This window comes from Paraburkholderia sp. EB58, from assembly GCF_050436665.1.
In the GTDB taxonomy this organism is placed as follows: domain Bacteria; phylum Pseudomonadota; class Gammaproteobacteria; order Burkholderiales; family Burkholderiaceae; genus Paraburkholderia.
Map to the genome: position 1 here is coordinate 32,906 of NZ_JBNDMQ010000054.1, position 13,237 is coordinate 46,142.

At 63.0% G+C, this 13,237-nt stretch carries 12 protein-coding genes and 4 pseudogenes; 4 read left to right on the forward strand and 12 right to left on the reverse strand.

Translation table 11 applies throughout. From position 1 onward, the window contains the following. Nucleotides 1-114 precede the first annotated feature (114 nt). Nucleotides 115-489 (forward strand): annotated as a pseudogene (locus tag P3T40_RS41405) (cysteine hydrolase); the annotation flags it as partial. A 230-nt stretch (nt 490-719) separates the two neighbouring features. Here the strand turns inward: P3T40_RS41405 and P3T40_RS41410 are convergent. Both P3T40_RS41410 and P3T40_RS41415 read right to left on the reverse strand, forming a co-directional pair. After that, a complete protein-coding gene (locus P3T40_RS41410; protein ID WP_429273451.1) occupies nt 720-1,919 on the reverse strand; it encodes a porin in 1,200 nt (399 codons plus the stop codon). Nucleotides 1,920-2,039: 120 nt separating this feature from the next. After that, nucleotides 2,040-2,984, reverse strand: a complete 945-nt coding sequence (locus tag P3T40_RS41415; protein ID WP_429273452.1) for a GlxA family transcriptional regulator — start codon at nt 2,982-2,984, stop codon at nt 2,040-2,042. Nucleotides 2,985-3,086: 102 nt separating this feature from the next. Here P3T40_RS41415 and P3T40_RS41420 point away from each other — a divergent pair, with 102 nt between their 5' ends. After that, nucleotides 3,087-3,611, forward strand: a complete 525-nt coding sequence (locus P3T40_RS41420; RefSeq protein WP_429273453.1) for a hypothetical protein — start codon at nt 3,087-3,089, stop codon at nt 3,609-3,611. Nucleotides 3,612-3,901: 290 nt separating this feature from the next. Here the strand turns inward: P3T40_RS41420 and P3T40_RS41425 are convergent, their stop codons facing one another. The 10 genes and pseudogenes from P3T40_RS41425 to P3T40_RS41470 all read right to left on the reverse strand — a co-directional run bounded on the left by P3T40_RS41425 (nt 3,902) and on the right by P3T40_RS41470 (nt 12,357). Then, nucleotides 3,902-4,783, reverse strand: coding sequence for a malonate decarboxylase subunit epsilon (locus tag P3T40_RS41425; protein ID WP_429273454.1), 882 nt, complete (start codon nt 4,781-4,783; stop codon nt 3,902-3,904). A 46-nt stretch (nt 4,784-4,829) separates the two neighbouring features. Next, nucleotides 4,830-6,128 carry a threonine/serine exporter family protein gene (locus P3T40_RS41430; RefSeq protein ID WP_429273455.1) on the reverse strand — a complete coding sequence of 433 codons (1,299 nt, stop codon included), beginning with the start codon at nt 6,126-6,128 and terminating at the stop codon, nt 4,830-4,832. A 35-nt stretch (nt 6,129-6,163) separates the two neighbouring features. After that, the gene (mdcB, locus tag P3T40_RS41435; RefSeq protein WP_429273456.1) at nt 6,164-7,135 is read right to left on the reverse strand and encodes a triphosphoribosyl-dephospho-CoA synthase MdcB; all 972 of its coding nucleotides are present in this window, start codon (nt 7,133-7,135) and stop codon (nt 6,164-6,166) included. Then, nucleotides 7,132-7,854 carry a malonate decarboxylase holo-[acyl-carrier-protein] synthase gene (gene mdcG / locus P3T40_RS41440; RefSeq protein ID WP_429273457.1) on the reverse strand — a complete coding sequence of 241 codons (723 nt, stop codon included), beginning with the start codon at nt 7,852-7,854 and terminating at the stop codon, nt 7,132-7,134. Before mdcG ends, mdcB begins: the two co-directional genes overlap by 4 nt. Continuing rightward, complete coding sequence (locus P3T40_RS41445) at nt 7,847-8,572, reverse strand: biotin-independent malonate decarboxylase subunit gamma (RefSeq protein ID WP_429273458.1); 726 nt, start codon at nt 8,570-8,572, stop codon at nt 7,847-7,849. Before P3T40_RS41445 ends, mdcG begins: the two co-directional genes overlap by 8 nt. After that, nucleotides 8,559-9,485, reverse strand: a complete 927-nt coding sequence (locus tag P3T40_RS41450; protein WP_429273459.1) for a biotin-independent malonate decarboxylase subunit beta — start codon at nt 9,483-9,485, stop codon at nt 8,559-8,561. The genes P3T40_RS41445 and P3T40_RS41450 overlap by 14 nt, the downstream gene beginning before the upstream one ends. Continuing rightward, nucleotides 9,482-9,796, reverse strand: coding sequence for a malonate decarboxylase acyl carrier protein (gene mdcC, locus P3T40_RS41455; RefSeq protein ID WP_429273460.1), 315 nt, complete (start codon nt 9,794-9,796; stop codon nt 9,482-9,484). Before mdcC ends, P3T40_RS41450 begins: the two co-directional genes overlap by 4 nt. An 11-nt stretch (nt 9,797-9,807) precedes the next feature. Then, nucleotides 9,808-11,478, reverse strand: a complete 1,671-nt coding sequence (gene mdcA / locus P3T40_RS41460) for a malonate decarboxylase subunit alpha (protein ID WP_429273462.1) — start codon at nt 11,476-11,478, stop codon at nt 9,808-9,810. Nucleotides 11,479-11,549: 71 nt separating this feature from the next. Then, nucleotides 11,550-11,789 (reverse strand): annotated as a pseudogene (locus P3T40_RS41465) (DDE-type integrase/transposase/recombinase); the annotation flags it as partial. A gap of 322 nt (nt 11,790-12,111) precedes the next feature. Continuing rightward, nucleotides 12,112-12,357: a DUF4148 domain-containing protein gene (locus P3T40_RS41470; RefSeq protein WP_429273461.1), complete on the reverse strand. Its 246-nt coding sequence runs from the start codon at nt 12,355-12,357 to the stop codon at nt 12,112-12,114. Between the two features lie 128 nt (nt 12,358-12,485). Here P3T40_RS41470 and P3T40_RS41475 point away from each other — a divergent pair. Continuing rightward, a pseudogene (locus P3T40_RS41475) lies at nt 12,486-12,731 on the forward strand (response regulator); the annotation flags it as partial. After that, nucleotides 12,677-12,877 (forward strand): annotated as a pseudogene (locus P3T40_RS41480) (hypothetical protein); the annotation flags it as partial. The pseudogenes P3T40_RS41475 and P3T40_RS41480, both read left to right, overlap by 55 nt. Between the last annotated feature and the right edge of the window lie 360 nt (nt 12,878-13,237).

The following is a 13,237-nucleotide window of genomic DNA, read 5'->3' on the forward strand; positions in this document are numbered from 1 at the left end:
GCGCGTGTGTGCTAACGGATAGTGGTATAGGACCATAAGCGGTTGTCCCCACTCTGACAAGATTGCGCGCCGCTCTCGGGCGCTTCCTGGAAACATGCGCGCGGCGGTGAGCGCGGCACGCGTCCAAAAGCGTCAGTCGTTCGCGAGGGGACCTGGGGCGGCGAAGGGCACCCCGATTTCGTTCCGCAGGAAAACGACATCGTGATCCACGAGCAATGGGCCCAAAGCGGCATCGCGAACACCGATCTCGACTTCCAGCTAAAGCAACACAGGATTTAGCACGTCATCGCCGTTGGCCTGCTTGCGAACACCTGCATCGAATCCACCGCCCGGTTTGCGATGGAACTCGGCTATCATGTAACGCTCGTACGCGATGCGACCGCAGCGTTCTCGCCGGAAATGATGCGTGCCGCTCATGAACTGAACGGCCCCACGTTTGCCCATTCGATTGTCTCGACGGCGGCGTTGCTGGCCGTGCTGCTGGCGTAAGGACGAGCGCGGGAGGAACCTTCACCTGCGGAAGTTCTCAACGGCGCCCACCGGTGCCAGTTCGACTCGCAGAGGAAAAATGCTGGGCGCCCAGCGTCAACCGCCCGCCGGTATGCGCGCTACGCTTTCGGTCACCTGTAGTGCAACATTTTCCGCGCAAGACATTTCTCACATGGCGACGATCACAGCGTCGCGTTTACCGTGCCCAAGCGCTATGAAGCCCCTCCCCACTAGAAGCGGTGTTTGAGGCCAACCGCCACGACGACCTGCTGGTTGCCTGTAGCCGGCGTCAACGTATAGACACCCGCGTCAAATGCCGCAATGCCATTGCCGCCGCCAACGCGTTGGTACACGCCTTCAAGGTACACATCAGTTCGCGCAGAGAGCAGATAATCGGCTTGCGCCATGACCTGGTTCCAGTGCGGAAAGGCGTTGCCGGCAGGCGAGCTGAACGAGGCCATCGTGTACGTATAGGCCGCACCGAGGCTCAAATCTGTTTGCAGGAAGTAACGGCCGTTGATTTCGAAGTTGTCGAACTTGATATAGTTGCCCGCGCCATTCGTTGGACCGGGTAGAGTCCCATTGCTTGTGCTGCCGCCGAACCAGAGGCTCGTCGCGCTTTCGGTGGACGTGTGGGTCCAGAGAAGGCCGACTGATGATTTGCCGAACATATACTGCGCCCCTAAGCCATACATCCGTTGCAACCCACCGGTCGTCAACGCATCGCCATCTCCCGTGCTAGCTGCCCCGGTCGCGTTTGGTGCGTTCGGGTCACGGTTGATCTGCAGGTACGAAGCTGCGAGGTTGATTGGGCCGAACGAATAGCTGAGACCTGCACTGTATGCGTTGTTGTTGGAAACCTGGCCGGCTTCGTTCGAGAACGCATACATCGCGCCGACCCTCAGTCCGTCAAACGCGACGCTGCTGAACTTCACCGAGTTGTTCAGGCGCATGTCGTTGTTCAGGTTGTCATTGTCGTAGGGGTGCTCGGCAATATTTCCGCCAAAACCTGAACCGGTCGCGCTCAGCGGCGCGAGATAGGTGACCATGAAGTCATATTGACGACCCAGCGTCAGCGTGCCGTACTGGCTCGCGCTCAGACCGACCCATGCCTGGCGGCCGAAGAGATCGCCGCCGTTTTTGAGGGTGCCGTTGGTCGAGTTAAAACCGTTTTCCAGCCAGAACACCGCGCTGAGTCCACCGCCCAGATCCTCACTGCCACGCAGGCCCCAGCGCGGGGTATAAACACTTCCTGCAAACTCCTGCCACTGAGTACCGCCGCCCGCAGCAGGCTTCGCGGCATTGAAACGCGCGTTACTGCTGTAGAGCAGACTTGTGTCGATCAACCCGAACAACGTCACACTGCTTTGCGCGTGTGCCGCGCTCGCGACCAGCATCGACGCTGCAAAGACAATACGCGAATATTTCATAAGAGATCTCCGTATTGGATTCAGATGCGATTTCATCCGACGATTCGTCGGATCGAAGAAGATGCGGCGGGCTTGAGGGAGAAAATCCAGAATACTTCAAAGCCAAAAGACGAGGCCGCTTCAGCACTGCGCGGCACACGTCATAAAAGATTCACGTCTGCGGAGGCATGCGCAGAGGGGTTCCGACCGAGAAATTTTGTTTGGACAACTACGAACGTTGCGTAAACGCCACGTTGGTCTTTTTGAAGACGTTGCTCGGGCTGCGGATTGGGGCTCGTGTTTACGGGTGCGTTCGCTGACCGCCAGATGGGCCGCTAGGTCGGACATTCGAAATCGCTGTTGGAGCGTGGCCTCCATCTGTCGCTGTGCGCGTACGACAAGCTGGTCCGTGTGCCCCTGATCGTCAAGCAACGTGGCATACGAGGCCTGCGAGGCACGATTGACGTCGATCAACAAGGTCTTGGCGACGAGCATCGCCAGTTTGGAGTCGGTCAGTCGTTCGACCAATCGCACAGCAAGGTTCGGATAGGACGTCACCGCGCCACCGCATAGGATGCCTGATTGCTCAGTCAACACTTCGCGTGAGCGAAGCTCAACCTTAGGATAGCGTCGCGAGAAATCGGCCGCTTTGGACCAATGCGTTGTAGCAATCCGATGGTCCAGCAATCCCGCTTCAGCTAGCAGATAGCTGCCCGTGCAATAGGACGCAAGCAGCGTCCCCGCCTTGTGCTGAAGCCGCAATGCGGACGACAGGTCGCGCACCTGATCGTGGCGAGCGAGAAAAGCGTCCATGTCTGCGACGAATGGCGCGGTTACCAGAATCGCATCGGAACGCTTGCGGGCGTCGATACGACCATCCACTGCGATGCTTTGGCCTGACGCGGCGCGCACCGGTTGCCCATCCATGGATTCCACACGCCAGACAAATTTCGGGGATGTCGCACGGGAGCCTGCCGTTCTCATGCTCGGGCTCGCCAGCGGATTGGCGGCATGCAAAACATCGATGGGTCCAGCGACACCCGACGCCAGAATCCCGTCGAAGACCCAGAAACGAACAGTGGGCATGATGTCTGAATTTCCGTCAAAACTGGCGATACTGCCACTGGTCGAAGTGTTTAGCAAGGCTGATGATTGCCACTATAAAACGACAGCTATAGGACTATCGCCATGCCAATGATCGACGCACTGATTCCTGAAAACGCACTGACGCTTGAAGCCGAGGCACGCCTGCTCAAGGAGATGACCGACATTCTGATCCGCGCCGAAGGGTACGAATCCGATCACGAAATCGCACGACGCGTATCGTTCCTCTTTCTCCGCCGGTCCGCTGCAATATTTGTGGGTGGTGTGCCGTCTGCGTCGCCCCGATACCGGGTCATTCCTTCGGTACCCGAAGGGCAATACACCGATGCGGCGCGCGAAACGCTCCACGCCATCGGCCAACAGGTCCGGCACGTATTGAGAGGTGCTATATTCGACGGTTACCGTTGGTTCAGGGTCCTCGTGCCTCTACTTCAACACTGGAATCTCTTTGCCACGTCGCAAGAAATCATCAGATATATGGCCGTGCGAGCGGTTGTTGTAGGCCGACGAACGAAACCACTCCCGCGGCATCGGGCCGCGTTTAACTTTAGGCGGTCGTCCAAAATCGAACGACGAATTGTCGGCAATCCGGGATGTTGGGTGCGTTAATGCGCTATCCTGAATATCTGGCATCTCCAGGCTGGTGGAAGTGGCCACGCGCCAGGGAGTCAATGCGCGGACTCGCAAGGCGGCCAGATGTATCCGAAGTGTGTTTCTGAAGCGGGTTTCGGCCCGCAGCCGCGAGCAACGGACTGGCAGCGCTTGACGCGATAACGCGGGTTACCACGGCCAGCGCCCGGTGGCAATGCCAACGGAAGCGGAGCGAGGGTAGGGTGCCGTCGTCTGCGTGTTTCTACGGCGGCGCCCTACGCGACGGAACGACTGCAGTTCACTCCATATTAGTCTATCGCCCGTTGCAGCCACGACTTCAATCCGGCCAAGGTGCGGAATTCGTCCACAGCGCGGACACGGCCATCTGGAAACAGCGGCGATGCCATACGGCTCGACGCGCTTCCGGGACCGAGTTCCAGAGCCGCCACCGCGCCGGCCGACCGGCAGCTCTCGAGGCAAGCAGCCCAATCGATGGTTGTGGAGATCTGACGGGCCAGCTTGTCGATCCCGGTTTCGATGTCGCAGATCGTGTCGCCGTCGATCCCGCTCAGCAGCCGACGGCCGGCGCCCGGCAACGCTGGAGACGCTGCGCACAGGACGGCACGAAACTGCTCAGTCGCCTCGCGCAGGAGAGGCGTGTGCGATGGCACTGCGACCGGCAGCGTCACGATGTGCTTCGCCCCGCGCGCCGCGGCCTCCTGGCATGCGGCGTCGAGCCCGGCGCGACGGCCTCCGACGACGAAGCTGTCTACGTCGTTGATGATCGCGATGGAGAGTTCATGCCGCGCCAGGATCGGCTCCAGGTTCGAACGGCGCAGGCCGACGATGGCGGCGAGACCGCCGTCGCTCGGCGCGGCCGCATCCATGGCTGCCGCGCGCTGTTGCGCGAGGCGCAGAACGCCCGGCCCATTGACCGCGCCGGCGCATCCCCAGGCCGCGAGTTCGCCAATGCTGTAGCCGGCGATCACCGTGCGTGCGGGCCACGCCGTGCCAAGCGCTGCCTGTACCGCCAGGGCCTGGGTGCAGCACAGAATCTGGCCGGAGCGGTTCGAAAACCGCTCTGCCGGAGCGGCTTCCCGCACGTACCGGCGAGGATCCTGCCCGAGCACCTCGGCTGCGGCGATGAAGACGGGTTCGGCCTCCGGGCAGTTCGCGACGAGGTCGAACATGGCGGGATGCTGGCCACCCTGCCCGGAGCAGAGTATCGCCATCAGGTTAGGCATGATCGGCCCCCCGTCGTGCGGACAGCGTCCGAAAGTAGTTGCTCAGCATGCGCGGCACGATCAGTCCGAAGCTCATCGCCACGATCGTCAGGAACGCAGTCGCGCCGTTCGCGGCCACGCTTGAGACCAGATCCACCGGCGCCAGACCGCCGCTCGCGACCAGTTCGACCCGGGCGTCTGCTACGCGGAACAGAAAGAAGCCGGGCATCATGGAGACGACGGCGCAAAATGCGACGGCCGCAAACGGCAGTCGCAGGCGATCGGCGACCGGCGTGACCATCACGCCGACCAGCGTGCAAGCGACCAATGCCCCGACCGCGACATCCGCGCCCGCGAGCGAGATCAGTGCCCAGTGCGCCGCATGAGCGAGCATGCCGACCACGATCGGCAACGCCAGCAGGCGCCAGGGCATCGAAAAGACCGTGCCATAGGCCACGACCGCACACCCCGCTGCGATCACGTCTGCACCCAGCGGCACGCGCGCGGACATCGCGGCGGCAGGAAGGGTTGCGCCGCCGACCGCAAGCGCCATCAGCAGTCCTGCGCAAATCATCAGCACGATCAAGCCCGCATACGTGAGGCGCTCGATGCCGAGCGCGACGCGTGTGTGCGCAAGGTCGAACGCGCCGTTCAGGATGTGCGGGCCCGGCACGAGCACCATGCAGGGACAAAGCGCGATGAACAATTGCGTATCCGGCAAGTGCAAGCGCGTGGCAATAGCGCCGATGGCTCCTGCGACGGCAGCGGCGCAAAGTGGCTGGATGAACGGATTGCCACCGAGCGTCGCTAGCCAGCGGCGCAGGAGCCCGCCCATCCCGGCGCTGAACGCGATCAACAGCAGGCTTGTCACATCGGGCACACCGTAGATCACGCCCATCGACGCGGCCCCGATGGCCGCGAACAGGGCGAAGCGTAGGGTGGAGACCGGGCCCATACGCTCGACGGCTGCGAGCGCCGAACGTGCGGCGCCGCCGTTCAGTGAGCCTTCGCAGACCTCGTCGACAATTTTCATGGTTGCCAATGCTTTGGCCATGTTGACGCCGAGAGGCGCTGCCGGCGTAATGGCAGAGTAGGGCGTTCCGTCGACGCGGAGCTCAAGCTCGCCCCAGCGCGGGTGGAGCGTGAGTGGCACGCCCAGAGCACGGCCGAGTTTTTCCGCGGCGATAACCGTGCGCTCGGTGGTCTGCCCGTTGACGAGCAGGAGCGTCGCGGCCTGCGCGACGGTGTCCACTGCGTCCGGGCGCGTCAACTGCGTGGGTCCAGGCGCCATCGGCATGGCTGCGTCTGTCATGGCGTCACAACGCCTCATACGATGTTGCATGCTTCTCACTCCGTGATCTGGGTCATGCGGATTTCCGCTGGCGCAAGCCCCCGTTTGCCTGGCTGTCGATCGGCCGGGACTTGCCCTTTTCCGGACTCCAGCGCATCGACGAACAGGGTCATGGCCAGCAAGTCTGCGCAGCCCCCAGGGCTCAGGCGCCGGGCAATGAACGCCGCATGGACTGCAGCGGCGCGCGCCCGCCAGTCCGAGGCGCTGACCCCGCCCTGCGCCAGGAACGAGGCGGCGGCCTCGGAGGCGTAGCGCATCCCATCGGCGCCGCCGCGGTGCAGAAGGTTGGTGTCGCAGACCGCCGCAATCAGCGCGAAGCAGGCTTGCACAGGCGGCGCATCGGAGTCGTTGGACTGCAATGAGCGGCCCCGGCGCAGGGCCGGCCAGCCCACTTTATAAACGCTGCGAAATCCACCGGCTGCTTCGCCCCGGGCACCGCCGGCGCCGTAGCGCCGTAGCGCCCCCGTGCCGTGGCTGAAGAGCGGGATCGGACCTCGCCCGATCTCCGCAGCCCAGTGCCGCATGACGACGTCGCCGAGACACATTGGCGCAACCACCGCGCCTTCGCTCGACAGGTCGGCGACGACGCCCGCCGCAGCGCACAGCAGGCCCAGGCCGAAGATGGCGCCGCGATGCGTGTTGATACCGCCCGTGACGGCCAGCATGGTGGCCTCAGCCCGCAGCCCGATAGTCCTGAGATGGCCCATCTCGGCGCCGTCCCGACCGGCCGCCGCAAACTCTCCGAAAAACGGGCGCAGTGACTCGGCGCTGGCCTGCATCATGGGCGCATCCATGTCCGTATGACTCCCGCTATCGAAGTGACTGACGAGACCGGGCTTGGGCCAGGTCGCCAGCTCATGCAGAAGCGCGAGCACCGCCTGGTTGGCGATCAGTTCCGCAACGAGGTCGCGTTCCCGCCCTTGCGCGGGTCGGGCAAACCGGATTGCGCATTGGGATGCCGTGCTCATGTCCGCCCTCTGGCGCCCGGCAGGGACGCGATGTCGAGGAGTCGAACGCCCTCCATCGTTTTTGCCAACACCGTGGCGCGGTCCTCTGCCCAATGCCCGGACCGGTTCGCGGCCCGGTACGCGTTCCACAGTTCCCGCCAGTTCACAGCGCTGCCGTCCGGAAAGATGACTTCGCCATCGATGCGGATCGGCGCATCGCGCTGGACCTGGCCGATGCCGAAGACAAGGGAGAGGACGTCGAAATTCTCTGGAACCGGCCAGAGGACATCGAGATCCGATTGCGGCGACATGTAGGCGAGGCCGGTCAAATGTTCCCATAGGAGGCTTCCGAAGGCCGAAGGCTCGACGCCGGTGCGTGTACCGAGGGCGAGAAGCGAGGCAATCGTCGATTGCCAGCCTTCATCCGCAACCTTTGCCGCCGCGCCCAATAGTGGGGGCGGTGAGCGTTGCAGGATGCCGCCGGGCGGAAGAACGAGGGCGACCCGGCACTTGCCGGCGGCCGGCGGTAGCGGGACACCGACCGGCAACAGGTCCGGGTCCTCGCCCTCCGCACGGCGTCGGACGATCACTGGCCATTCCCGCTGCGCCCAGCGCTCCAGCAACGGCAGGTCGGCCAATGCAGGGCGCTGGGCCAGGGCCGACGCCCAAACATCCGGCGCCACATGCAAAAGCTCATGCCGTCGCCACGGAGGGCTCGGCATCTGTGTACCGTCACGCATGGCCGGCCTCCGCCGCCACCTGCTGGGCGATGTCCCGGGCGAGGAGCCGTCCCTTGCGTTCTAGACCGATCTGATCACGCAGGTCGGAGGTAGGCGCGGCCTGACCCAGGAGCGCCGCAAGACGCTGTGCGAATGGCCGGTCGGCCGCCCAGGTCTCTGTCACCGCGCCGGTTGCAAAAAGCGGTTCCACGCCAGGCGCAAAGATGGGGGTCGACTTCGCCAGCTCCTTGAGTTGCCCGAGCGGCAGCTTCGTGACCCGGGAGATGGAGGGAAGATCCATCACGCTAGGCTCCGCGCCCGGCAGCGTCACCAGAGACTGGCTAGACAGCGCAGTGGCGATGAACGCGCCAGCCGCCGCGTGGCCGTAAAGAACGCTTACCGTGCGATGGCCATTGGCCGCCGCGAGCTCCAGACTCTTGGCGAGATGGGCGAGATATTCGTTGAGCCCTAGTAGCTCGTCCCGACGCGCCATGTTCTGACTCGACGTATCGACGAGGACGACGATTGGCGCGCGGCTCCCAGTCTCCACCGCGGCGAGGACATGACCGGCCAGCAGGATCGCACCGTCGACGCCGAGTGGCGTGCCGTCGACGATACCGACGACCGTCACGTCCCCCTGATTCTCGACCTTGGCGGTGCCGTGCAGCGTCCCGGATGGACCACGTTTCACCGCATGACCGGTTGGGAATAGCGAGTTCAGAACTTCATCGAGCGTCATGATCAGCTCCCTCGATTCGTTGAATGGTCAAGAACGTGTCGTCTGCGATGTCGGCGATGCGCTCTGGCTCCGGCACTCCCGCCTTGCGCCAGATCTCTGGCGCGTCGCGGCAATCGCCGAAGCGCCGCAGGCGCTCCGTCAGACGCTGTTGCTCGGCCGTAAGTGTCGGCAGCGCGAACGGCGGGGCATGCTTGACGAGGGCAATCGCCGCCTCGCGGTAATCCTCGATGCCTCCCTTCACATAGCGGTCCGTGCCGCCACTGAGGTAGCGCGTGCGGGCGCCGCAAACGCGCCAGACCAGAGCGCGATCCTTCGCATCGAACTCCTCGACGCCCTTGTTGGTTTCGATCACCTCCGGACCGCTAACGCTTACCCGGCCGTGCTGGGAAACGATGATTCGGCTGCAGCAGGCGGTGATGATGCCGCCGCCACCAAAGGCGCCCGACCGGCCGCCGACGAGAGCAAGCACCGGGATGCCGGCGCTGCGCACCTGGACAATGGCGTGGATGATCTCGGAGATGGCGAGTTCGCCCGCATTCGCTTCCTGAAGCCGGACGCCGCCTGTATCGAGCAGCAGCAACACCGCGCGGGGGCCGCCCCGTCCAGCGCCATCACGCGCCGTCCGCAGGAGACCGAGGAGCTTTGCGCCGTGCACCTCGCCGAACGCGCCTCCCATGAAGCGCCCCTCCTGCGCCGCCACGAAAACCTCTTGTCCAGCAAGGCGACCTCGGCCCACTACGATGCCATCATCGAAGGCGCCTGTGAGATCGAACTGGGCGAGGTGCGGGCTCATGGTGCGCCGTTCAGGCCCAAAGAACTCGTTAAAGCTCTTCGCATCGAGCAGCCCGGCGATGCGCTCGCGCGCCGAGGCTTCGTACCACTGCGCCTCATAGACTTGTGAGAGCTTGCTCATGATTCGATCTCCATCAACCGGACGCTCTGCATCAGCCGCAGGCTGACCGTATCGGGGTGCGCTCCGCCGTCGTTGATCCAGAACCGCAGACCGCCCGGCGCGCCGCGCCTGAAGAATTCGTCGATCACCGCCTCCCAGATCGCGCGGAAGCCGTTCACCGCCGTCGTGACGTTGACCTCGCATTCGTGGTCCGGCAGCACGCGCTCGACCAGAACCTCGAGATTGCCGGAGGCATTCACCCCAGTGATGGCCTGGTGGCGATGGCCACCCGCCTTTCTGTTCACCTTGCCCTGCACCTGAAAATGTTCCATGTTTTGTACTCCTACCAATTTCTGAACCTGGAAGGCGGCTGATAGAGGCCACCGGACCAGGTCACCAGATCTGCGATCGAATGGGCCGCCAGCAGTTGGCGGTTCGCGTCCAGCGGATCGATACCGAAATCCTCGGGACGGCGGATCACGCCGCGTTGCCGCAGCACCTCGACGGCCTTGTGATCCCGCTTGCGACCCACGTCGGTGAAGCCCGCCACGCCGCGAATGGCCTGTTCGCGCTCGGCCTGACTGCGGCACAGCAGGAGGTTGGCGATCCCTTCTTCAGTCACGATGTGGGTGACGTCGTCGCCATAAATCATGACGGGCGCGAGATCGAAGTTCAGTTCCTCCGCCATCTTCACGCTGTCGAGCGTCTCGACGAAGTTCGGCTTCATCTTCTCGCCGAAGGTCTCAAGAATCTGCACCACCAGCTTGCGGCCGCGGGTCAGCTTGCTGTCGCCGCCCGACGCCTCGCGGCCGGCCTTAAGCCAGGGGGCCGACAGGTGCCGGCGCCCGTGGGCGTCCGACCCCATGTTCGGGGCACCGCCGAAACCCGCGATGCGGCCTGGCGTGACGGTCGAGCTGTTGCCGGCAAGATCGATCTGCAGGCTCGAGCCGATGAACATGTCGCAAGCGTAGAGGCCGGCGGCCTGACAGATCATGCGGTTTGAGCGCAGCGTTCCGTCATGGCCGGTGAAAAACACGTCGCTGCGCGCCGACATGTAACCGTCCATGCCCACCTCGCTGCCGAAAGAGTGGACCTGCTCGACCCAGCCGCTTTCGATGGCCGGAATCAGCGTGGGATGGGGGTTTAACGCCCAGTGGGTGGCGATCTTTCCCTTCAGGCCAAGCCGTTCGCCGTAGGTCGGCAGCAGGAGTTCGATGGCTGCAGTGGGAAAGCCGATGCCGTGGTTGAGGCGCTTCACACCATATTCGGCGTAGATGCCTTTGATCGCCATCATGCCCATCAGGATCTGGTTCTCGGTGATGTTCGCCGGATCGCGGGTGAACAGCGGCTCGACATAGAAGGGCTTCTCCGACCTGACGACGAAGTCGACCAGGTCGCCGGGTATGTCGACGCGCGGCACCTTGTCGACCACCTCATTCACCTGGGCGATGACGATGCCCGACTTGAAGGCGGTCGCCTCCACGATGGTGGGCGTGTCCTCGGTGTTGGGACCGGTATAGAGGTTGCCGTCGCGGTCGGCCTGCACGCCGGCGATCAGGGCGACGTGCGGCGTCAGGTCCATGAAGTAGCGGGCGAACAGCTCGATGTAGGTGTGGATGGCGCCAAGCTCGATCTTGCCAGCGGCAAGCGCACGTGCGATCCCGGCGCCTTGCGGGCCTGAATAGGAAAAGTCGAGCTTGCGCGCAATGCCGCGTTCGAACAGATCGAGATGGGCCTGGAGAACGACCCCCGATTGCACGATATGGAGATCGTGGATTCGCGACGGGTCGACGTCCGCCAGAACCTCGGCAAGAAAGTCCGCCTGCTTCTGATTGTCGCCCTCGAGACAGACCCGGTCGCCGGGACGGACAACTGCCTCAAGCAACGCCTTCGCGTTCTCGGGCGATACCATCTTGCCGCTGGCGAAGCGGGACCCCGCCGCGAGGCGGGCATGTCGCGCGCTGCGCTGCTTCTGCCAGTCTCTTACGTCGCAGTGACGGTCTGGCTTCGCCACTGCCTGATTCGATGTTCTGTCCAAGGTAAGTGCTCCTTTGCTGAGTTGAAAGTTGGTTTTGATAGGATGCCTCATTGATCCGATAGGACCGTATTCCAAACCGCAGGCACAGTGACATCCTTGCGGCGCGGTTGGGTGAGGCTAAATTGTCCTTTGCGAACGCGATGCATCAATTCAACGCCCGCCAGCGTGATCGCGGCGTTCATGAATTGCTTGAAACCAAGCATGACGTTTGTTCTTGACTTGATGTTGCGATGGTCTTGCTCCACCAGATTGTTCAGGTACTTCGAGGACCGGACCTTGGTGTCTTCGGGAAGCCCTCGCGCGCCCGCGCTAGCGTCGGGATCGTTTGCGTGCCAGCAGACACTGTCCTCTCGATCTTCGTGAGCCACGAAGAGAGGCTGTAGCAGGCGTCTTTGAGCTCGTTTGCATAGAGGACGGAGGCGGTCGAAATCAGGGCGAACGCGAACATCCCGTAGTAGACGGACTTCATATTCCTCCCACGGCCTGAGTTCTGATCTCAGGCATGAGGACGCCTGTGCCGTTTCGCGCGATGGGCCGATGCCGGGCAGGCGCCATGTGTCCGGTGGGACCAGGTGCCTGCGCCGTCACTCGGACCGCCTTGGGACGCACTCACGGATTCCGGTAAATCGTGCTGTTGAGGTACTCGAGTTGGCCGTCCTTCTCGGCCTGGACGAGTTCGGCATAGACCTGCGCGCGCGTCTTGGGCACGTTGGCTTCGCCTTGCGGCGGCACCCATGCGCCGGTTTGTGACGCGGTGACCGAAGCGGACGCATCGGCAGCCGTGGTGTTGGCCTGGGCGAAGGCCGAGGTGGTGACGACCATCCCGAGCAACGCGGCGATCTTGATGACTTTCATGACAACTCCTTCTGCTATCGAGGTTGGACGATCCGGGCGCTGCGGCGGTGAGCCATGCGTGTTCCGGTAAGAAGGAGCTTAAAGAGGCGGGGGTTACGTCAACGGAACGGCGAAGTTACGAATTTTTAATGTTGGAGGATCGCCTAGGCGGATGCGGTCTCGCCGTGGACTGGGTTGCCGATGGGCATGAAGGGATGGTCCGTGCCATGTCGGGCGACTACGACGCTATCATGCTCGATCGTATGCTCCTGGGCATCGGCGGGCTGACCATCCTCAAGGCGATACGGGCGGCAAGTGTCGAAACTCCGGTCATGATGCTGAGCGCGATGGGCGACGTCGACGAACGGATCCGCGGACTGCTGGCGGGCAGCGACACATGATCGGCTTCAAGGACTTTTGTTGCGCCCGCATCATCCTGTCGGGCGTCGAGGTGATGCATACGATCAGGAAGGGACAGATGAAATCGGCGAAGGGAACCTCTCCGTCGGCGCCCGAGCAGTTTTACTTCTTGGTCATGTAAGGCTTCCTAACAAGATCCCCTTGTTTTGCCGCTCTTTTCTTATTGCGAAACAACCCGACATCGACCCGTTCTGATCTTTTTCGGTTTGAGCTGCACGCTGTTCCCCGTTCCTCTTTTCGAGGCCATCAGCCACACGACAAGCCCAGTGACGGCGGTCATCCTATGCTTCCTCGGGTTAGTCATGTTGAGCGGTTTCACGTCCATCCACATGCTGGTGAAGACGGAACTTTTTCCGGCGCGGATCAGGGCACTTGCGGTCGGGCTCCCCTACGCGCTGACGACAGCGATCCTCGGCGGCACGACGGAATTTGTCGCGTTGCGGTTCAAGGCGTCCGGCCATGAGCCGTACTTCTTCTGGTA

Excerpts from the sequence above, each read along its gene's own strand:
- mdcG (WP_429273457.1), bottom strand. The coding sequence starts at position 7,854 with ATGCGTGACGGTACACAGATGCCGAGCCCTCCGTGGCGACGGCATGAG.
- P3T40_RS41415 (WP_429273452.1), bottom strand. The coding sequence starts at position 2,984 with ATGCCCACTGTTCGTTTCTGGGTCTTCGACGGGATTCTGGCGTCGGGT.
- P3T40_RS41430 (WP_429273455.1), bottom strand. The coding sequence starts at position 6,128 with ATGACAGACGCAGCCATGCCGATGGCGCCTGGACCCACGCAGTTGACG.
- P3T40_RS41470 (WP_429273461.1), bottom strand. The coding sequence starts at position 12,357 with ATGAAAGTCATCAAGATCGCCGCGTTGCTCGGGATGGTCGTCACCACC.
- P3T40_RS41445 (WP_429273458.1), bottom strand. The coding sequence starts at position 8,572 with ATGACGCTCGATGAAGTTCTGAACTCGCTATTCCCAACCGGTCATGCG.
- P3T40_RS41425 (WP_429273454.1), bottom strand. The coding sequence starts at position 4,783 with ATGTTCGACCTCGTCGCGAACTGCCCGGAGGCCGAACCCGTCTTCATC.
- P3T40_RS41420 (WP_429273453.1), top strand. The coding sequence starts at position 3,087 with ATGCCAATGATCGACGCACTGATTCCTGAAAACGCACTGACGCTTGAA.
- P3T40_RS41410 (WP_429273451.1), bottom strand. The coding sequence starts at position 1,919 with ATGAAATATTCGCGTATTGTCTTTGCAGCGTCGATGCTGGTCGCGAGC.
- mdcC (WP_429273460.1), bottom strand. The coding sequence starts at position 9,796 with ATGGAACATTTTCAGGTGCAGGGCAAGGTGAACAGAAAGGCGGGTGGC.
- P3T40_RS41450 (WP_429273459.1), bottom strand. The coding sequence starts at position 9,485 with ATGAGCAAGCTCTCACAAGTCTATGAGGCGCAGTGGTACGAAGCCTCG.
- mdcB (WP_429273456.1), bottom strand. The coding sequence starts at position 7,135 with ATGAGCACGGCATCCCAATGCGCAATCCGGTTTGCCCGACCCGCGCAA.